The sequence below is a fragment of the Salicola sp. AFF1 genome (assembly GCF_056783195.1).
Genome location: NZ_JBXAYL010000011.1, coordinates 47,363 through 66,397, shown reverse-complemented (window position 1 = coordinate 66,397; position 19,035 = coordinate 47,363). Strand labels below are relative to the sequence as shown.

22 protein-coding genes are annotated in these 19,035 nt (G+C 61.4%); 3 read left to right on the top strand and 19 right to left on the bottom strand.

The genetic code is table 11. From position 1 onward, the window contains the following. Window positions 1-16: 16 nt before the first annotated feature. From AC1RQI_RS09460 to mpl, 3 genes are read right to left on the bottom strand one after another with little or no spacing between them, the layout of a single operon-like run. Entirely contained in the window at window positions 17-784 is a 768-nt protein-coding gene (locus AC1RQI_RS09460) for an ATP-binding protein (RefSeq protein ID WP_416633847.1), read from the bottom strand. Beyond that, entirely contained in the window at window positions 771-1,406 is a 636-nt protein-coding gene (locus AC1RQI_RS09455) for a flavin prenyltransferase UbiX (RefSeq protein ID WP_481904613.1), read from the bottom strand. Before AC1RQI_RS09455 ends, AC1RQI_RS09460 begins: the two co-directional genes overlap by 14 nt. Window positions 1,407-1,428: 22 nt before the next feature. Then, complete coding sequence (mpl, locus tag AC1RQI_RS09450; RefSeq protein WP_481904560.1) at window positions 1,429-2,802, bottom strand: UDP-N-acetylmuramate:L-alanyl-gamma-D-glutamyl-meso-diaminopimelate ligase; 1,374 nt, start codon at window positions 2,800-2,802, stop codon at window positions 1,429-1,431. 151 nt (window positions 2,803-2,953) lie between these two features. Here mpl and AC1RQI_RS09445 point away from each other — a divergent pair, with 151 nt between their 5' ends. Continuing rightward, a complete protein-coding gene (locus AC1RQI_RS09445) occupies window positions 2,954-4,216 on the top strand; it encodes a 6-phosphofructokinase (protein WP_481904559.1) in 1,263 nt (420 codons plus the stop codon). 15 nt (window positions 4,217-4,231) lie between these two features. Here the strand turns inward: AC1RQI_RS09445 and AC1RQI_RS09440 are convergent, their stop codons facing one another. From AC1RQI_RS09440 to AC1RQI_RS09375, 14 genes are read right to left on the bottom strand one after another with little or no spacing between them, the layout of a single operon-like run. Then, on the bottom strand, window positions 4,232-4,423 hold the full coding sequence (locus AC1RQI_RS09440) for a hypothetical protein (protein ID WP_416633844.1): 192 nt from the start codon (window positions 4,421-4,423) through the stop codon (window positions 4,232-4,234). 26 nt (window positions 4,424-4,449) lie between these two features. Then, window positions 4,450-4,692 carry a GrxA family glutaredoxin gene (locus tag AC1RQI_RS09435; protein WP_481904558.1) on the bottom strand — a complete coding sequence of 81 codons (243 nt, stop codon included), beginning with the start codon at window positions 4,690-4,692 and terminating at the stop codon, window positions 4,450-4,452. A 56-nt stretch (window positions 4,693-4,748) separates the two neighbouring features. After that, a complete protein-coding gene (locus tag AC1RQI_RS09430; RefSeq protein WP_481904557.1) occupies window positions 4,749-6,155 on the bottom strand; it encodes an ABC1 kinase family protein in 1,407 nt (468 codons plus the stop codon). Beyond that, window positions 6,156-6,803: a lipoyl(octanoyl) transferase LipB gene (gene lipB, locus AC1RQI_RS09425; protein ID WP_481904556.1), complete on the bottom strand. Its 648-nt coding sequence runs from the start codon at window positions 6,801-6,803 to the stop codon at window positions 6,156-6,158. It abuts the gene before it with no gap. Beyond that, complete coding sequence (locus AC1RQI_RS09420; protein WP_416633840.1) at window positions 6,803-7,072, bottom strand: HP0495 family protein; 270 nt, start codon at window positions 7,070-7,072, stop codon at window positions 6,803-6,805. Before AC1RQI_RS09420 ends, lipB begins: the two co-directional genes overlap by 1 nt. A 10-nt stretch (window positions 7,073-7,082) precedes the next feature. Further along, window positions 7,083-8,234, bottom strand: a complete 1,152-nt coding sequence (locus AC1RQI_RS09415) for a D-alanyl-D-alanine carboxypeptidase family protein (RefSeq protein WP_481904555.1) — start codon at window positions 8,232-8,234, stop codon at window positions 7,083-7,085. 19 nt (window positions 8,235-8,253) lie between these two features. Further along, complete coding sequence (locus tag AC1RQI_RS09410) at window positions 8,254-9,132, bottom strand: septal ring lytic transglycosylase RlpA family protein (protein ID WP_481904554.1); 879 nt, start codon at window positions 9,130-9,132, stop codon at window positions 8,254-8,256. Next, a complete protein-coding gene (gene mltB, locus AC1RQI_RS09405; protein WP_481904553.1) occupies window positions 9,129-9,998 on the bottom strand; it encodes a lytic murein transglycosylase B in 870 nt (289 codons plus the stop codon). The genes AC1RQI_RS09410 and mltB overlap by 4 nt, the downstream gene beginning before the upstream one ends. Before the next feature lie 9 nt (window positions 9,999-10,007). Beyond that, the gene (rodA, locus tag AC1RQI_RS09400; RefSeq protein ID WP_481904552.1) at window positions 10,008-11,153 is read right to left on the bottom strand and encodes a rod shape-determining protein RodA; all 1,146 of its coding nucleotides are present in this window, start codon (window positions 11,151-11,153) and stop codon (window positions 10,008-10,010) included. 2 nt (window positions 11,154-11,155) lie between these two features. Further along, window positions 11,156-13,060: a penicillin-binding protein 2 gene (mrdA, locus tag AC1RQI_RS09395; protein ID WP_481904551.1), complete on the bottom strand. Its 1,905-nt coding sequence runs from the start codon at window positions 13,058-13,060 to the stop codon at window positions 11,156-11,158. 4 nt (window positions 13,061-13,064) lie between these two features. Beyond that, a complete protein-coding gene (rlmH, locus tag AC1RQI_RS09390; protein WP_416633833.1) occupies window positions 13,065-13,538 on the bottom strand; it encodes a 23S rRNA (pseudouridine(1915)-N(3))-methyltransferase RlmH in 474 nt (157 codons plus the stop codon). A gap of 1 nt (window position 13,539) precedes the next feature. Beyond that, entirely contained in the window at window positions 13,540-13,890 is a 351-nt protein-coding gene (rsfS, locus tag AC1RQI_RS09385) for a ribosome silencing factor (RefSeq protein WP_481904550.1), read from the bottom strand. Between the two features lie 2 nt (window positions 13,891-13,892). Then, window positions 13,893-14,537, bottom strand: coding sequence for a nicotinate-nucleotide adenylyltransferase (gene nadD / locus AC1RQI_RS09380; RefSeq protein ID WP_481904549.1), 645 nt, complete (start codon window positions 14,535-14,537; stop codon window positions 13,893-13,895). Between the two features lie 12 nt (window positions 14,538-14,549). Continuing rightward, complete coding sequence (locus AC1RQI_RS09375) at window positions 14,550-15,806, bottom strand: glutamate-5-semialdehyde dehydrogenase (RefSeq protein ID WP_416633829.1); 1,257 nt, start codon at window positions 15,804-15,806, stop codon at window positions 14,550-14,552. A gap of 118 nt (window positions 15,807-15,924) precedes the next feature. Between AC1RQI_RS09375 and AC1RQI_RS09370 the strand changes: the two genes are divergently transcribed. Together AC1RQI_RS09370 and AC1RQI_RS09365 are read left to right on the top strand one after the other, a co-directional pair. After that, window positions 15,925-16,755, top strand: coding sequence for a GGDEF domain-containing protein (locus AC1RQI_RS09370; protein ID WP_481904548.1), 831 nt, complete (start codon window positions 15,925-15,927; stop codon window positions 16,753-16,755). After that, the gene (locus AC1RQI_RS09365; RefSeq protein WP_481904547.1) at window positions 16,748-17,803 is read left to right on the top strand and encodes a GGDEF domain-containing protein; all 1,056 of its coding nucleotides are present in this window, start codon (window positions 16,748-16,750) and stop codon (window positions 17,801-17,803) included. Before AC1RQI_RS09370 ends, AC1RQI_RS09365 begins: the two co-directional genes overlap by 8 nt. On the opposite strand, the gene AC1RQI_RS09360 is transcribed toward AC1RQI_RS09365, so the two are convergent. Further along, the gene (locus AC1RQI_RS09360; RefSeq protein WP_481904546.1) at window positions 17,728-18,303 is read right to left on the bottom strand and encodes an LON peptidase substrate-binding domain-containing protein; all 576 of its coding nucleotides are present in this window, start codon (window positions 18,301-18,303) and stop codon (window positions 17,728-17,730) included. The two genes, AC1RQI_RS09365 and AC1RQI_RS09360, sit on opposite strands and share 76 nt — an antisense overlap. Before the next feature lie 31 nt (window positions 18,304-18,334). After that, a complete protein-coding gene (locus AC1RQI_RS09355) occupies window positions 18,335-18,961 on the bottom strand; it encodes a class I SAM-dependent methyltransferase (protein WP_481904545.1) in 627 nt (208 codons plus the stop codon). Between the last annotated feature and the right edge of the window lie 74 nt (window positions 18,962-19,035).

Below are 19,035 nucleotides of genomic sequence, written 5' to 3'. Positions count from 1 at the left end.
GCGTTGGCTGGAAGTACTACTCGAATTCACTGCTGAAGGCACGCCGGAACTGCTCCGCCGTCCGGCCGCTGCGCCCGCCACGGGCCAGAGCAAACTGCAATGCGGCCCGGTGCAACGCTTCACGCTCCTGGACCTCCGGGAACAACGCGTCCACCGCCTCCAGATAGGTGTCCTGATCAAAGGGATAGAAGGACAACCAGAGCCCAAAGCGGTCCGAGAGCGAGACCTGTTCCTCCACCGCCTCCGAGGGATGGATCTCGCCGTTGACCATGGTGGTGTCCTGATTGTCCTTCATATACTCCGGCATCAGGTGGCGCCGGTTGGAGGTGGCATAGACCCGGACATTGTCCGGTGGCAACTCAATGGAGCCCTCCATGACGCTCTTGAGCGGCTTGTAGCCGGGATCGTTGGCGCCAAAGGACAGGTCATCACAGTAGATGATGAACCGCTCCTCCCGCTCGCGGATCGGATCCACAATGTCATGCAGATGAACCAGATCGTCCTTGTCCACCTCAATCACCCGCAAACCCTGATCCTGGTAGCGGTTAAGCAGAGCCTTGACCAGCGAGGATTTACCAGTGCCCCGGGATCCCCACAACAGCGCGTGGTTGGCGGGCTTTCCGGCAAGAAAGCGCTCGGTGTTATGGGCCAGCTTTGCCTTCTGGGCGTCGATGCCGTACAGGTCCTGCCAGCGCACTGGATCCGGCCGGGTAACCGCCCGCAAAGCCCGGCGCTGGGGCCGCCAGATAGCCGCTGGAACCTGCTGCCAGTCAATCCCGCTCATTGGTGTCCTGTTCTCCTTTTGTCTCGCGTTTCATGGCCAGCCGCGCCTCGCCCCAGCGTCCCACCAGGTTCTGCTCTACCCCCAGATGGTCCAGAATGCGGGCCACGATGAAATCCACCAGATCCGCCACCCCTTGGGGCTCGTGATAAAAGCCGGGGCTGGCGGGCATGATGGTGGCGCCCATGCGGGTCAGCGTGAGCATGTTCTGAAGGTGGACTTCCGAATACGGCGACTCGCGCGGCACAAGGATGAGCTGACGCCGTTCCTTGAGCGCCACATCCCCGGCCCGCTCAATCAGGTTGTCACTGGCCCCATTAGCCAGGGCCGAGAGCGTGCCGGTGCTGCACGGACAGACCACCAGCGGCGCCCTGGGCCCGGATCCCGAGGCCGGCGGTGCAAACCAGTCCTCCCGACCAAACAGGGTCAGCTGCCCTTGGCCCCCACCACAATACTCACTAAGGCGCTGCGTCGCGGCCTCGGTGCTCCCTGGCAGGCGCAGATCCGTCTCGGTATTGATCACCACCTGGGCCGCCTTGGAAATCATCAAGCGCACCTCGCTGCCAGCCGCCAGCAACTGTTCCAGCAGCCGCAGCCCATAGGGAGCCCCGGAGGCGCCGGTCATGGCAAGATTGATTACGGGTTGTTCAGCCAAAGCAGGTCTCCAGCTGGTTCCTGAGCCGTTCACGCAATCCCCCCATGCCACCGTTGCTCATGAGAACAATATGGCATGGCCCGGACAGGTTGCCACAGAGGCCGCTGACGAGCGCCTCCATGACGCTGTAACGACTGTGGCGCCCGTCGGCGCCTTCCAGCATGGCGGTCAGCCAGTCCTGCTCCTCATAGTCCACCCAGACCACACGATCCGCCAGCATGGTGGATTCCAGAAGGCGGGCACTGTGATGCCCCTGGCGCATGGTGTTGGAACGGGGCTCGACCACGGCGATCACCGGCTCATTGCCCACCTGATGGCGCAGCCCGTCCAGGGTGGTGGCAATAGCGGTCGGGTGATGGGCAAAATCGTCGTAAAGCCGGATGCCACCCACGTCCGTGATCAGCTCCATGCGACGCTTGACGCCCCCGAAGCGCTGAAGGGCGGCGATGGCATGGTCCGGTGTTACCCCTACATGCTTGGCAGCGGCGATGGCCGCCAGGGCGTTACGCACGTTGTGCTGACCGGTGAGGTGCCAGCGCAGCCGGGCCACTGGCTGCTCATTGTGGACCACCATGAATTCACTGCCGTCCTGCGCTGTAAGCTCCGCACGCCAGCCCGCCAGATCCGCCTCGCCGCCAATGGCGAAGCTCTGGATAGGGGTCCAGCAGCCCAGTGCCAGCGCTGAATCCAGATTACGGTCGCGCGCCGGGCGCACGATCAGGCCCGTGGCCGGCACCGTGCGCACCAGGTGGTGTACCTGGCGCTCGATGGCCTCAACGCTGTCGAAGATATCGGCGTGATCAAATTCCAGGTTGTTGAGCACCAGGGTTCGGGGCCGATAATGGATAAACTTCGAGCGCTTATCGAAAAACGCGCTGTCGTATTCATCCGCCTCAACAACGAAGAAGTCACTGCTGCCCAGACGTGCGGAGTGCTCAAAATCATTGGGAACCCCGCCGATCAGGTAACCGGGATCGAACCCGGCCTGCTCCAGGATCCAGAGCATCATGGAGGCCGTCGTGGTCTTGCCGTGGGTGCCCGCCGCAGCCAGCACCCAACGGCCGTTGAGCACTTCCCGCGCCAGGAACTCGGGACCGGACGTATAGGGCAGGTTGCGGTTGAGCATGTACTCAACAGCCGCGTTGCCCCGCCCCAGCGCGTTGCCCACCACTACCAGATCCGGGGCCGGCTTCAGCGCCTCGCGGTTATAGCCTTCATGCAGTGCGATGCCTGCGGCCTCAAGCTGGGTGCTCATGGGCGGGTAGACATTTTCGTCCGAACCGCTGACCGCATGGCCGAGCTCACGTGCCAGCAGCGCCAGGCTGCCCATGAAGGTGCCACAGATGCCCAGAATGTGGATGTGCATAGTCCGCTGTCCCGGCCCGTTGCCCTTGAATCAGGCCATGGTATTGGAAATCCCGGATAAACCCAATCCACGGCCAACTGGATCATGCACAACCGCAGTGCTTTCAAGTATCATGCGCAACCATTCAGTCGCTTGCAGGAGGCTCAACAACATGGCGCCCAAGAACGCTATCTATGCCCAGTCCGGGGGCGTAACCTCAGTCATCAATGCCAGCGCAGCGGGAGTGATTGAAACCGCCCGCAAGCACGATGATCGTATCGGCAAGGTCTTTGCTGGTCGCAATGGCATTACCGGCGCCCTCAAAGAGGAACTGATCGATACCAGTTACGAAACCGATGAGGCGATTCACGCACTGATCCACACGCCCGGGGGTGCCTTCGGCTCCTGCCGGCACAAGCTGCGCAACATCGACGAGAACCGGCACGAATACGAACGCCTCATCGAGGTCTTCCGCGCCCACGACATCGGCTACTTCTTCTACAACGGGGGTGGCGACTCCCAGGACACCGCGTTCAAGGTCTCCCAGATGGCCGAGCGCATGGGCTACCCCCTCAACTGCATCGGCATCCCGAAGACGGTCGACAACGACCTGCCGTTCACCGACTGCTGCCCGGGATTCGGGTCGGTGGCGAAGTACATTGCCACCTCGACCCTGGAAACCAGCCTGGACATCCAGTCCATGTGCGACACCTCCACCAAGGTGTTCATACTGGAAGTCATGGGCCGCCACGCGGGCTGGATCGCTGCGGCTGGCGGGCTGGCCGGCAACAAGCCGGGGGATGCGCCACACGTCATCGTCTTCCCGGAACATCCCTTTGAGCGCGAAGCCTTCCTGAGCAAAGTGGACCAGTGCGTGAACGATCACGGCTTCTGCGTGGTCGTTGCCTCCGAAGGCGCGCAATATGAGGATGGCCGTTTCCTGGCGGAAGCCGGCCAGAAGGATGCGTTCGGCCATACCCAGCTGGGCGGCGTGGCGCCCACACTGGCTAACATGGTGAAGCAGTCACTGGGGCATAAATACCACTGGGCCGTGGCCGACTACCTGCAGCGCTCCGCGCGCCATCTGGCCTCCCGGACCGACGTGGAACAGGCCTACGCCGTGGGCGAAGCGGCCGTGCATTACGCGCTGGAAGGGCGCAACGGCATCATGCCCATTATCAAGCGCGAGTCGTCCACTCCCTACAGCTGGCACATCAGTGAAGCGCCGCTGAACGAGGTCGCCAACCAGGAAAAGAAAATGCCGATCCACTTCACGACGGACGATGGTTTCGGCATCACCGCGGACTGCCGCGACTACCTGCAACCACTGATTGAGGGCGAAGCCTTCCCGCCTTTCGAGAACGGCCTGCCCCAGGTGGCGGAGCTTGAGAACCGGCCCGTGGCCAAGAAACTCAAGACCGACTTCAGCACCTGATTGAACTGACGGCGCTCAGGACCCGGTGTCGTCGCTGCGGCGCCGGGTCATTGAACGGCGCTGGAACTGTTTCCAGAGTTCGCCACTGCCATGCTCCTTCAGGTGTTCATCCAGGGTGCTCCCGGTCACCTGCATCCAATCCATATGCTGCTTCCAGCGATCCTCCGGAATACTTTCCGGACGCTTCATGTTCTCGTCATCAGCCATAGCCGCATCTCCTCCGCTGTCATCACTCAGGCTTGATTCTGTTCCAGGTACCCGGAAAACTCATCGAACCCGCCAACATGGCGGTCACCGACAAAAATCTGCGGCACGGTGTGCACGGGCACACCCGTGATCTCGGAAAGGTCCTCTTTGTCCAGCCCTTCCGAGACCATATCCACCCATTCGTAATCCAATCCGTGCGTCTCGCAAAGCCTGCGTGCGCCGGTACAGAAACCACAGGATGTACGACCGTAGATCGTCACCTTCTCCATTTCCGACTCCTCGGGTCATAACGTTTAGCGGCGGGAGGGTACCATGGAATACACACTCAGCCGGCAACGCCCCCGGGTTCCCCGTAGAGGTAGTGGCGCAGCACCGGCTCGCCATCAAACTCGGCCGCCAGTACCGCGATGAACGTATAGACGCCCACGAGCTTGCGGTTGAGAAACACAAATTCTTTGGGCGGCATCCGGAAATAGCGGTTAATGGCTGAGCGCGTGGCCTCGCGGGCCACCCGGTTGGGCAGGTCACTCTGCTTCCAGCGGTATTCGCCGTTTTCATTCACGGCGTCGCCGGGCTTGTCCATGGCATCCCCACTGAGCGGCTCCAGCACCCGCATACACACCTGGCCAAAACGCTCCAGTACGGGGCGCGGCCAATCGCGCTGCATGAAGTTCAGTTTAATCCCACCCTCTATGACGGCGTCCAGGTCCTGTTCGTAAGAGGCCTGGATCATATCCCGGACAGGCCCCAGAAAATCATCGGAGTAACGCTGAACGGCGCCAAAGTCCAGCAGCACGATGCAGTCACGATCGCCGGTTTCCTCGGCCAGCCGGATGCGGTAATTGCCAAAGTTGGGATCGGTCTGGATCTCGTTCCAGGTGAACAGCTCGCTAAGGAACAGCTCCAGCGCGGCCTTACCCAGGGCCGAACGACGCGCCAGTGATAGGGACTGCACGGCATCCGAGCCCACTGGGTGGCCAGGTTCAAAGGTCGAGGCGATCACGTGATCACTGGAGTACTCGTCAACCACGCGGGGCACGATGAAGCGGGGATCATCCGCCAGCTTCTGCCGGAACGATTCGGTGGTTCGCGCCTCCAGGCGGTAATCCACTTCCCGGTGCATCATGGCCCGAACCTCTTCAAGCCATTCATCAAAGGCAGGACCCCAGGAAACGACACGGGCCATCTTGAGAACCTGAGCCACCGAGTTCAGATCCGAATCAACAGCATCCGCCACCCCTGGGTACTGGATCTTGAGCACCATCTCCAGACCGTCCTCCCGGCGGCGCGCCCGATGCACCTGGCCCAGCGATGCAGCCCCGATGGGCTCGGGGTCCACTTCCAGCTCGGACAGGCGCTGCTCACCCAGCTCCGCCTTCAGGGAACGCTCAATGGTCGCCCACTCCAGGGATGTGGTGCGATCCTCCAGAGTGTGCAGCGCCTCGGTAACTTCTTCGGGCAAAAAATGCTCGCCATAAAGGGCCATGATCTGCCCAATCTTGACGACACTGCCCTTGAGCTGCCCCAGCTCCTCCACCAGGTACTGGGCCTGGCGGGACAGCATGGAGTTGCGTCGCTTCTGGCGATTCTCCCGGCTACCGAACCAATTGGTGGCGTAATGGGTGGCCATGCGGGTGCCCGCAAAAAGACCGGCCCTGGTCAGGCTCAGACGGCGTTCAAAACTGCCGGTCTTGATGCGTGCCACTGATTCACGTTTCTTGTCGGAGCCCATTCAATCGCTCCCGGCCTGTTGCAACCGCTCCAGCAATGTGCGCTGGAGTACATCCGACACGGCTTCCAGCGATACCGCCTCACCGATCTGGTCACGGAGCTGGGTTACCGCCATCCCCTCGTAGCCGCAGGGGTTGATCCGTTGGAAAGGCGAAAGATCCATATCCACATTAAGGGCCAGTCCATGGTAGGCACAGCCTCGACGTACGCGCAGCCCCAGCGAGGCGATTTTCTCACCCGCGACATAGACCCCGGGCGCATCCCGGCGCGGGGCAGCCTCAATGTCCCATTGTGACAGTACCGTTACAACCGTGTCTTCCAGCATGCTCACGAGCTGGCGTACGCCCATACCGCGGCGCCTTAGATCAATCAGGGTATAGAGCATGAGCTGCCCCGGCCCGTGATAGGTCACCTGGCCCCCACGATCCACCTGCACAACGGGGATATCACCCGGACTGAGTACGTGTTCGGCTCGCCCCGCCTGCCCCTGGGTGAATACGGGCTTATGCTCAAGGAGCCAGCACTCATCGCGGGTTGCCGCATCCCTGGCATTGGTGAACGTCTTCATGGCCTCGAACGTGGACTCGTAACAACGACGTCCAAGCCATTCAAAACGGGGCTCAACAACGGTGTCGGAATGAGGGGCCATCAGACCACCGTATACACCTGGCCTGTGGCCTTGAGGGCCGCAAACAGCTCCTTGAGCTGCTCCTCGCCCGTCGCGCGCAGTGTGATGCGAACGGAAATGAAGCGACCGTTACGGCTCGGCTGGGCAGTGAGATTCGCCGGGTCAAACGCCGGATCAAACCGCTGAACCACCCGCGTCACCGTCAACGCGAAATCCTCGCTGTGATCCCCGATCACCTTGATCGGGTAATCGCAGGGGAACTCAATCTGGGGTTTCTGGCCTTCAGTCATACCCCATAGGTTACTGGAACAGACCCAGGAAGAACAGCTTAATGGCATCCCAGAGCCGCCGAAAGAGGCCACCCTCTTCCACCGAATGCAGCGCAACCAGGTCGCGCTCGGCCAGGGTTGTACCATCATGGGTAACGGTCAGGTTACCGAAAACACTGCCACGCTCAATGGGAGCTTCCAGCTGGGACGCCACGGAGACCTTGGGCTCCAGTTGCTCCCGCGCCCCGTTCGGAACAGTGAGGTAAAGATCGTCCTGAAGCCCCAGGTCCAGCTTCTCCCTGCCCCCTTTCCAGACCCGCGCGTCGGTCACCTTCTGGCCGCCCTCATAGAGCTGAAAGGTCTCGTAATAACGGAAACCATAGTTGAGCAGCTGCTGCGACTCGCGCGCCCGGGCCTCGGAGCTGTCAGCGCCCATGACGACGCTCACCAGGCGCATGCCATCGCGCTTGGCCGAGGCGGCCAGGCAATAGCCCGCCTTCTCGGTGTGACCGGTTTTCAGGCCATCCACCGACTTGTCACGCCATAGAAGCCGATTGCGATTCGGCTGGCGGATACCATTATAGGTGTAATGGCGTGTGGAATAGAGATCGTAAGTGTCCGGGAACTGCAGGACCTTGGCCCGTGCCAGCAGGGCCATATCCCGCGCCGTGCTGTACAGCTCCGGTTCCGGAAGCCCGGTGGCATTCGTGAAGTGGGTATTGTCCATGCCCAGCTCGCGAGCCTGCTGGTTCATCATCTGGGCAAAGGCATCTTCACCTCCGGCAATATGCTCCGCCAGTGCAACGCTGGCATCATTGCCAGACTGCACGATGATGCCATGCATCAGCTGCCTGACCGACACCTTGCTGCCCTCGCGCAGAAACATCCGGGAGCCGCCAGTCTGCCAGGCGTTGACACTGACCGTCGTTTTCTCATCCATGCTGAGGCGGTCAGCTTCCATTTCCCGGTCCGCAATATAGGCGGTCATCATTTTGGTCAGACTGGCCGGTGGCAGGCGTTTATCAGGGTTTTCCGCCACCAGAACACGCCCGCTGTGAGCGTCCATCAGAATGTAGGCTTCCGAGCCCAGCTCAGGCGGGGAGGGAATCATACTGGCCGCCTGCAGCGGCATGGCCGCCAGAAGCATGCCGAAAACCAGAAGAATCGAAATAAGCTTGCGCATGGTTGTATCGTCCTGGTGTTCAGCCCGCGCTGCCGGCGGGCCGTTTGATGATGATGGGCTGCCCAAGGTCGTTACGCTTAATCGCCCGTAATGCCTCCCGTGCCAAGTCACGCCGCTGGAAAGGCCCTACCCAGACACGGTGCAGCGGTTTGTCATCGGCATTCTGGACTAGATGTACATCGTTGGCTGTGACCATGTACAGCTGGGCTTTAAGCTGCGTGGCGGCGGTTAAATTACCAAACGCACCCACCTGAACAAAGAGACTTTTCTCTTTTTTGCTGGATGGTAATGAGCTCTTTTTCCCAGGTTTGCGGTCCCCGCTTTTCTGCCCGGCACTGGCGGACCCAGAAGGCCGGGTTGCCAAAGCCTCAATGTGTACCCGCGCCGTTCCCTGATCATCAAATCCGAGCACCTTCGCCGCCGCGTAGGACAGATCAATCACCCGCTGATCATGGAAAGGCCCACGATCATTAACGCGCACAATGGTGGAGCGGTCGTTCTCAAGATTCGTTACCCGTACATAGGTCGGTAGGGGCAGGCTGCGATGGGCGGCGCTGAGCTCATACATATCATAGGTCTCACCACTGGAGGTAAGGTGCCCGTGAAACTTGCGCCCATACCAGCTGGCGGTGCCCGTTGCTTCGTAGCCCTCGGCGGAGGCCATCACCTCGTAGCGCTCACCCCACACCTCATAAGGCGACTGGTTACCCGAATCGCTGGGCGGCTCATACCGTGGCTCGGGCTCGTTGATGCTGGCAACGTCCAGTTCCCGTTCAGGCCCGGCATCGCGCGCCAGTGTATAACGGGAATCCGACTGGCGCTGTTCCCCGGTTCCGGCACAGCCGACCAGAAACAGCGCCAGCATTCCCGCCAGAAGGTAACGGCCTGCCTGCATCATCGCTGCTCTCCCCTCAACCGTAGCGCCAGTGACCAAGCGGCCATCGCGTACAGGTCGCTGTGGTTATAACGCGTGATCACGTCGAAGTTTCCATGAGCAATCCAATGCCGATCAGTGTCATCCACCCGCAACCTCAACAGGCGCGCCGCCCCCACCGGCCCATGCCACTGCGACAGCGGCATGACCACGGGCGCTCCCTGGTGCCAGCCATGCTCCCGGAAATAATGGGCCACACTGCCGATAGCATCCACCGGCTCATCGAAGAGATCCACGGCGCCATCGTCATTGAAATCCACCGCGTAATGGCGATAGCTGCTGGCAATGAACTGACCGTAACCCATGGCGCCCGCGTAGGAGCCCTTGAGCTTGCGTGGGTCCCAGCCCTGCTCCCGTGTCAGCAACAGGAAATGGCGCAGTTCATCCCGAAAAAAGTCCGCTCTGGGCGGGTAATCGAAAGCCAGGGTTACGAGCGTGTCCAGAACCCTGTCATTGCCGGCGTGGCGCCCATAGAAGGTTTCAATCCCGAGGATCGCCGTCACCAGTTCAGCAGGCACTCCGTACCGGGTCTCGGCCCTGGCCAGGGTCTCGCGATGGCGCGCCATGAAAGCCTTACCCTTGGCCACACGCTCAGGGGTCAGAAAGATCTCCCGGTATTCTCCCCAGCTCAGCACCTTTTCGGCAGGCGCACTGATGCGCTCGATCACGGTTTGATCATGACGCGCCGCCTCCAGCCAGGCCACCACCCGATCGCGCTCAAAGCCCTCGTTCTCGACCATGCGCTCCACGAATGCTTCATGGTCAGGCGTCATGGCCGCAGCGGAGAAACTCAGAAGGGCGACCAGCAGGGAAGCAAGGAAACGGTTCATGGCAGCAGGTCAGGACTCCAGCATGCGTCTGTGGGTATGCACCGCCATAAGAATACCGAAGCCCGCCAGCAGCGTCACGAGGGAGGTGCCACCAAAGCTGACCAGGGGCAAAGGAACCCCGACCACCGGCATCAGGCCGCTAACCATGGCCACATTCACCACCACGTACATGAAGAAGATGATGGCCAACCCACCCGCCAGCAGACGACTGAACGAGGATGGTGCCGTGGAAGCGATGTACAGGCAGCGGATCACGACCAGTGCATACAGCACGAGAAGCAGGGTCACGCCCACAAACCCGAATTCCTCGCCCATTACAGCCAGGATGAAATCCGTATGACTCTCCGGCAGGAAGTCCAGGTGGGATTGGGTGCCCTCCCCCCATCCCTTGCCATGGAGCCCCCCGGAACCAATAGCGGTCTTGGACTGAGTGATATTCCAACCTGCTCCGAGCGGGTCGCTGCCGGGATTGAGCAGGGTAAGCACCCGCTCCTTCTGGTAATCACGCATCACAAACAGCCAGAGGACGGGAATGGAAGCGCCCGCGGCCGATATCATCAACGCAATGAGCTTCCAGCTTAATCCCGCCAGAAACAACACAGCCAGCCCGGCGGCAATAACCAGCAACGCCGTACCCAGATCCGGCTGCGCAATGATCAGCCCCCCGGGGAGCGTAATCAGCCCCAGAACCAGCACTGTCGACAGCATGCGGGGAGGCAGTGACTGCTGCGCCAGGAACCACGCCACCATGAGCGGCACTCCAAGCTTCATGAACTCCGACGGCTGGAAGCGCGGCAACCCAGGCAATGCCAGCCAGCGCTGCGCTCCCTGGGCTCCAGCCCCGAAAAACAGCACCGGAACCAAGGCGACGACCCCCGCCAGATACAGCCAGGGAGACCAGCGCCGATAGAGCATTGGATCCAGCTGCGCGAAGACCAGCATCACGACCAGCCCAACACCGATCCGCAACGCCTGGCTTCGTACAATCGCCATGCCGTTCTCGCCGGCACTGTAAAGAACCACCAGCCCGAACCCCATAATCAGGGAAAGCAGCAACAGCAGCCAGGGATCCAGGTGCAACCGGCTCATCAGGCCGCCGCGACGCTGCAGGTAATCCGGCTCCATGACGATCTGGCGTACGAATTCACGGCTCACGGCTAACCGTCCCCGCCCGCATCTTCACGCCCAGACGTCCCCCGCTGGGCCTGCCCAGTCGGCATATCCGGGAAACCATTGATCCAGGCATCCGTTACCTCGCGCGCCACGGGAGCCGCAGTGGCGCTGCCGCTGCCACCATTCTCAACCAGCACGGAAACGGCGATCTCCGGATCGTCGACTGGAGCAAAGGCCACGAAAAGCGCATGGTCCCGCATACGCTTAGCGATTTCGTCCTCATCGTACTCCTCCCCCTCAAGACTGAAGACCTGGGAGGTCCCCGTCTTGCCGGCCATCCGGTAATTGAGCCCGCGATTGATACGGCGTGCGGTACCCCTTGTGCCGTGAACCACATCCTCCATGGCATTGATCACGTATTCCCAGTCCGACTCGGTCCCCATCTCGACCGGGGGGCGGACAACGTCCGGGAGCAGGTGACGGGCGGGGATATCGCCGTCAATATAGCGCAAGTGGCGCGGCGGATGCCGCTCCCCGCGATTGGCAAGCACACTGGTGGTCGCGGCCAGTTGCATTGGCGTGGAGAGGAAATAGCCCTGACCGATGCCCATATTCACGGAATCCCCCGGATACCACGGCCTGTCATGGACCCGCCGTTTCCATTCCGGACTTGGCAGAATCCCGGGACGTTCATCGCGAACGTCCAGCGAGGTTACGGAGCCGAAGCCGAATGGCGCGAGATAATCGGCCATCGTACCACCGCCCATCTCATAGGCCATCTTATAGAAATAGGTATCACTGGACAGCACTATGGCGTCATAGAGCGTGGTTTCACCGTGCCCTCCCCGCTTCCAGTTGCGAAAAACCTTACTGCTGTTGGGCAGTTTGTAGTACCCCGGGTCGTAGACGATTTCGGACTGGGTAACGGTATCCGAGGCCAGACCTGCGATGGCAAGCATCGGCTTGACGGTCGAGCCCGGCGGATACTGTCCCCGCGTAGCGCGGTTGAACAAGGGCTTGTCCAGGGAATTACGCAGTTCGGAGTAACTGTCGTGATCAATACCGGTTACGAATTTATTGGAATCAAACCCGGGGGTACTCACCTGCGCCAGCAAACCGCCGGTTTCCGGATTAATAGCGACAATCGCGCCTCGGCGGTCACCCAGGGCCTCATGGGCAACCTGCTGGAGCCGGATGTCCAGATTCAGGGTCAGATCACTGCCAGGACTGGGATCCTCGCGCTCAAGCACCCGCATAACGCGGCCACGGGCGTTGGTTTCCACATTCTGGTAGCCCACCTCCCCATGCAGCTCTTGCTCATAGACCCGCTCCAAACCGGTCTTGCCAATGTAGTGGGTCCCCGCATAGGCCACCTCATCAATGCGACGCGCATCCTTCTCGTTGATGCGCCCCACATAGCCCAGCACATGGGACGTCAGCCGGCCATAGGGATAGTAACGCACCAATCGCGCCTCGGTTTCCACACCAGGCAGCCTGTGGCGGTTCACCGCAAGCCGCGCCATTTCGGACTCAGTCAGGTGGTAACGCAGTGGCACCGGCTCGTAGGGGCGGCGCCGCTCCTCCAGGCGCTGCCGGAAACGTTCAACGTCCGCGGGCGGAACATCGACAATGCTCCGGATCTGGCGGATCAGCGCGCCCATATCCGGAACCTGCTCGGGGATGACGGTAAGGCTGAAAACCGGCCGGTTTTCGGCCAGCAGCACGCCATTACGATCATAGATCAGGCCTCGGGTCGGTGGGACCGGCTGGACCTGGACCCGGTTGCGATCGGAGATGGTGGTGTAAGTTTCATGTTCAATGATCTGGAGATAATAGAAACGCCCCACCAAAACCCCTGTCAGCACAACCACTGCAATAATGGCGACAAAGGCACGGCGCTGGAAGAGCTCCCTTTCCTGACTGGGATCCCGGAGCGTTCCCCAGCTCATCCCGTCAGCCGGCCCTGTGATAGGGGTGATTGCAGTTGATGCTCCAGGCCCGGTAAAGCTGTTCGGCCAGCATCACCCGCACCATTGGGTGAGGTAGCGTCAGGGGGGACAGCGACCACGTCTGGTTAGCACGTTCCCGGCAGGCTGGCGATAATCCTTGAGGACCCCCAATCAGGAAAGCCACGTCCTGACCTTCCATGCGCCAGTGCTCAAGCCGCTCGGCGAGTTTTTCAGTCGTCCACTGGCGCCCCTCGATTTCCAGGGCGATCACCCATTCAGGCCCACGCAGGGCCCGGAGCATGCGTTCCCCCTCATCCCGGACGGCACGCGCCGGGTCCGCCTGACGCCCCCGGCCACCCACAGCAATCTCCGTCAACTCCAGCCTCATCTCGCGGGGAAACCGTTTCCGGTATTCCTCAAAGCCGGCGTTGACCCAGTCGGGCAATTTCTGCCCGACGCTGATGATCTTCAGGTGCATGCTACTCCGTTCCTGCAACGTCCAGTCCCGGAGCATCCCGCCAGAACCGCTCCAGGTCATAGAACTCCCGGGTGGCGGGCAGCATGAGATGCACAATCACGTCCCCCATGTCCACCAGCACCCAGTCGCTCGTCTCCCCGCCCTCAAGCCGGGGTTTGCTGTCCGTTTCCTGCTTGGCTCGCTGCACCACTTCCTCGGCAAGCGAGTGGACATGGCGGTTGGAATTACCCGCGGCGATGACCATAAAGTCCGTCATGCTGGTGCGGTCCCGTACGTCCAGCACCGCCACGTCCTGGCCCTTCATCGATTCAACGGCTTCCACCGCCAGTGACTTCAGTTGTTCAGAATCCATAATCATCCTGTTTCAAGTCGGTAAAGCTCCTGGTCCCGGATGGTACGCCAGACCGCGTCCGGCACCAGATAGCGGATTGAACGGCCGGCCGCGGCGCGGCTGCGCACTTGCGTCGCGGCAATTTCCAGCAGTGGCAGTTCCATTACATGCACACAGCCACCCCCCTGACGTTGGAGCTCGTATGCGTTACGGGCCCGGCGCTGCTCCACCATAGCGGCCACGGGCGCCGATGGTGCCAACGGGAACCCGGGCCTTTTAACCACGATTATATGGGCCAAATCCGGCAGTTGCATCCACTCCCGCCACTGATCAAAATCATTAAAGGCGTCGGTGCCCACCACCATAGCGAGTGGTGTCTGATCGCCCAGTTCCCCCCGTAGCTGCCGGAGTGTCTCGCCCGTATAGGAAACCCGGTCCTGCTCCAGTTCCCGGCCATCCACCAACAACCCCGGTTCCTCCGCGACAGCATCGCGCAGCATGCCAAGCCGGGTGGCCCCATCGGCTCCCGGTTGGTCACGATGCGGCGGTCGATGACAGGGCATGAGGCGGATGCAGGCCCCGTCAAGACGCTCGTGCAGCTCAACGGCCATCCGCAGATGGCCGTTATGGACCGGATCAAAGGTTCCGCCCACCATCACATGCAGCATGCTGGCTCCTGATTATTCACGCACATGGCCATTCCCGAAGACCACATATTTCTGGCTCGTCAGCCCCTCCAGCCCCACGGGTCCCCGCGCATGGAGCTTATCCGTGGATATGCCGATCTCAGCCCCCAGGCCGTATTCAAAACCATCCGCGAAGCGGGTGGAGGCATTGACCATGACCGAGCTGGAGTCCACTTCCGTGAGAAAGCGCCGTGCCCGGCTGTAGTTTTCGGTAATGATGCTGTCGGTATGCTGGGAACTGTACCGGTTGATGTGATCCATGGCCGCATCCAGGCCATCGACAACCCGGATCGACAACACCGGCCCCAGGTATTCGCTGGCCCAGTCCGCCTCCGTAGCCTCCAGAGCCTCGGGGAGAATCCGCCGGCTAGCGTCACACCCCCGCAGCTCAACACCAACATCCCGAAGCTGCTCCGCGATCCGCGGCAACAGGCTCTCCGCTACCGGCGCATCAACCAGCAGCGTCTCCAGAGTGTTGCAGGTGCCGTAGCGCTGGGTCTTGGCATTGACGGTCACGCTCACTGCTTTATCCGGATCCGCATCCCGGTCCAGAAAGCTGTGGCAGATGCCGTCCAGATGCTTGATGACGGGAACCGAGGCCTCATTGCTGATACGCTCGATGAGGCTCTTGCCGCCACGGGGCACGATCACGTCCACGTATTCCGGCATCCGGATAAGGTGCCCCACCGCCTCACGATCCGTGGTTCCAACCACCTGCACACCGGTTTCCGGAAGACCGGCTTCCCGCAACCCCTGCGCGACGCAGCCGGCAATGGCCTGGTTTGAATGCGACGCCTCGGAGCCGCCGCGCAGTACCGTGGCGTTACCGGATTTGATGCAGAGGCTGGCCGCATCCACGGTCACGTTGGGCCGCGACTCGTAAATGATCCCGATCACACCCAGCGGTACCCGCATCCGCCCCACCTGGATACCGGATGGCCGGTATTCCATATCCGTCATGACGCCAACCGGATCCGTAAGGGCTGCCACCTGGTGCAGCCCCTCAATCATGGTGTCGATGCGCCCAGAGGTGAGCTCCAACCGGTCCAGCATGGCCGCATCAAGCCCCTTCTGGCGTCCCGCCTCCAGATCCTTCCGGTTTTCCGACTGAAGTGTTTCCCGGCTGGCATCGAGCGCGCGGGCCGTGGCCAAAAGCGCCTCATTGCGAGCACCCGTACTTGAACGGGCCATTTCCCGGCCTGCTGCCCGGGCTTGCTCGCCCAGGGTCCGCATCATGGCTTCTGTGCTCATATCCCTCCCAATAATCGGATCGCCCATCTGTTTTCAGGGCATTGCGGGAAAAGTAGGCTATTATACGCGTGCGTGGGGCGGCGGATACAGCCTCGCATCGCAACACCCGGAGCTGATCATGGAAACGGAAATGCGAATGCCCCTGCCACTGCGTTGGACCCTGCGGGCCGGATCCTTGCTGCTGTTGTTCCTGGCCGTAGCAAGCTTCACAGGACACGCCTCCTGGCTCACGCCACTGGCTTTCCTGGTTCCCCTGGCGCTGTTTGCCGGGTGGAGCCTCTGGTTCGCCGCTGCCGGCTGCCTGATATTCCTGGTTGCAACCCTGGGCCTCGCCCTGTCCCCCGGGCTGGGTATGGCGCGCCACCAGTACGTTCCCATGCTGATCCTCACAACGGGCCTGGCGGCCGTGTTCGTGTATCTGCGGGAATACAAGGCGGCCCAGCTCGCCCCGTTGCGCCGCACCGACTCACTCACCCTCGCTTCCATCCGCGACTACCTCGACAGCGACCTCAATCGGGAGATCCGGCGGGGTGAACGCGAGGGCACCCCGGTCAGCGTGGGTGTTCTGCACCTGGATGAACCGGACAGCGCACTGCCGACACAGGACCGGACCAACCTGATGGTACGGCTTGGCCGTCTACTGCATCGAACCCTCAGGGATTATGACAGCTATTACCGCAGTGATGAGACCGGTTTCATCATCGTGCTGCCTGTTACCGCCACCCATGAAGCCGCCCAGACGATTGACGGCATTCGCAGCCAGGCCCGCGAGCGGCTCATCCGCGAAGGAATCGGGTTGACGCTCTCCGCCGGGGTGGTCGGTGCCAACGTGGGTGACGACGCCCAGAGCCTGTCGGACAAGGCGCTTGAGACCCTGCGCCGAGCCCGCAAACAGGGCGGCAACCGGACGCTAACCTGGACGGACGCCGGAGGCACTGCTGATGACTGAAACCGCCCTGCGAACCCGCACCAACACCGTCGTCTATGCGCTCATGCTGCTGTGCTTCATGGTCCTGGCAGAGCGTAATCTGCGCTACGGATTCTATGAGCTGTTCTTCAGCAGCCTGGCCATCACCACCCTGGCTGCAGCCGGTATCATGGCCACACTGGCCCGCCGACATCACCAGCTCCAGACCCGGAGCCACCTGGCGATCCTTATCCTCATGGCCTTGACCATCGGCCAGGCGATAGTCCGCGACCCCGCGCTGGCAGCTTACTGGCTGTACCCCTTGCTCATGGCAGCCTTTCTACTTCTGAGGGTTCATCAAGCGGCAGCACTCTGTGCCGCCAGTCTATTGCTCTGCCTGCTGGGAGGCGCAAGCCTGCCGCCACGCGAACAACTGATGCTGGCCAGTACCGCCCTGCTCATGGCCGCCGGGGCCGGCTGGTTTGCACGGCATTATCACGCCAGTGCGCACTACGTCGACACACTGACCATCGTGGACCCGGAAACCGGAGCCTATAACGAGCGCAGTTTCCACGAAACACTCAGCAGGGAGATCAGCCGTTCCGAGGCGACTGGCCACCCCCTATCACTGGCGCTGCTCAGTATCGATCACCAGGATGAACTCGCCGGGGTTTATGGCGAGGAAGCGCTGGCCGGGCTCAATGCCGCCATCAGTCAAAGCCTTCGCACCACTATCCGGGCGGGAGACAGCCATTACCACCTGGGCAAGGGGCGTTTTTTTCTGCTGTTGCCGTTCACGCCGGAGGATGGCCTGAGGGTAACAGCCGAAAGGGTCCGGCGACTTCTGGATGAATCCCGGTGGCCTACCGTGGAAAGCATCACCGCCAGCATCGGGTGTACAACACGGGCACCCGGGGAACAATCAGCGGATGCGTTGCGCCAGCGCTGTGAGCACGCCCTTGAAGAGGCTCAGCGACGCGGCCATGATCAGGTCTGGCACCTGGATGGGCCCGGTCATGCCATCGCCTCAACCAGCCGTGACAGCACCTCCAGGCGCTCCAGCGGGTCATCCATTTCAACCAATGACTGACGCTGATCGATGGCCAGCGGCAACAGCTCGGTCAAGCGCCAGCCAACCTGACGCGCATCGTCGTAATCAATGGCCAGCTCAAGCTGGGCTACCGAAGGATGACGGCAGAGCGCTGCCAGCACCTCCGCAAGCCCCTCATGCCGCAGCGGCGTCGGGGTTCTCGGCTCCTCGGGCAAAGGCACCACATCGCCCCGGTTGAGCCCGTTGCCCTCCCGCCAGTTGCGGGCCACGGACACCTTGGCACGACCTTCAACGGTAATACCCAGAACCCCGTTATCGAGGGGTCCGAAATCCACAACGCCCACCTCGCAGCCAACAGGGTGAAAGGCCATGTCCACTTGGGTGTCACTGCCGCCCTGCTCAAGCAGGACCAGCACGAAAGGCTCGTCAGAGCGCAACGAATGGGTAAGCATGTCCAGGTAGCGGCGCTCAAAGAGCCGCAGGGGCAGGCGACCGCCGGGAAGCACTACAGAATTGAGGGGGAAAAGCGCTCGATTCATGGCCCCTGGCCTCCCGGCGGGCGGGCATCACTCACTTATCGTGGTTGCGCCCGTGGAGCATGGTCCAGTATCCGAACAGGTTGACTGACTGGATGTTCTCAACATCCAGGCCAACATTCTCCAGAACGGGTTCCATGGGAAAGTCCGGATCAAACCCGAGGGGCGCGGCCCAGCGCGAGAGAGCGGACTCAAAACGACGCACCAGCGGGTTCTCCTTGGCGAAGTGATTCACGAAGATCACATCAGCCCCCGGCTTGGCCACCCGGCGCACCTCTTTCATAACCTTGTAGGGATCCGGCACAACCGACAGGACATAGAGCACCATGATCTTGTCAAAACTGTTGTCCGGAAAATCCAGCGATTCCGCATCCATGTTGTACAGCTCGCACTGGGTAAGCCCGTGCTTGTCGATCCGTTTCTGGGCTTTATCGAGCATGTCCTGGGAAATGTCGACGCCCGTAACATGGATATCCGCGTCATCGGGATATTCCGGCAACGAAAGGCCGGTGCCCACCCCAAGCTCCAGGACCTGATCACCGGACTCAAACTCAAGAGATCGCATAGCCTCATGCCGGCCATTCCGGAACACGAGTCCAAACACCCAGTCATAGACCGGAGCGTAGCGCTTATAGGCGCTCTTGATGCTGCTGTTGTCCACTGTCTGTACTCCCTCGATCAAAGAAGGTTGATACAGTACCAATGAAGGGGTCGCTCGTCATCTCCCCCTGGGGG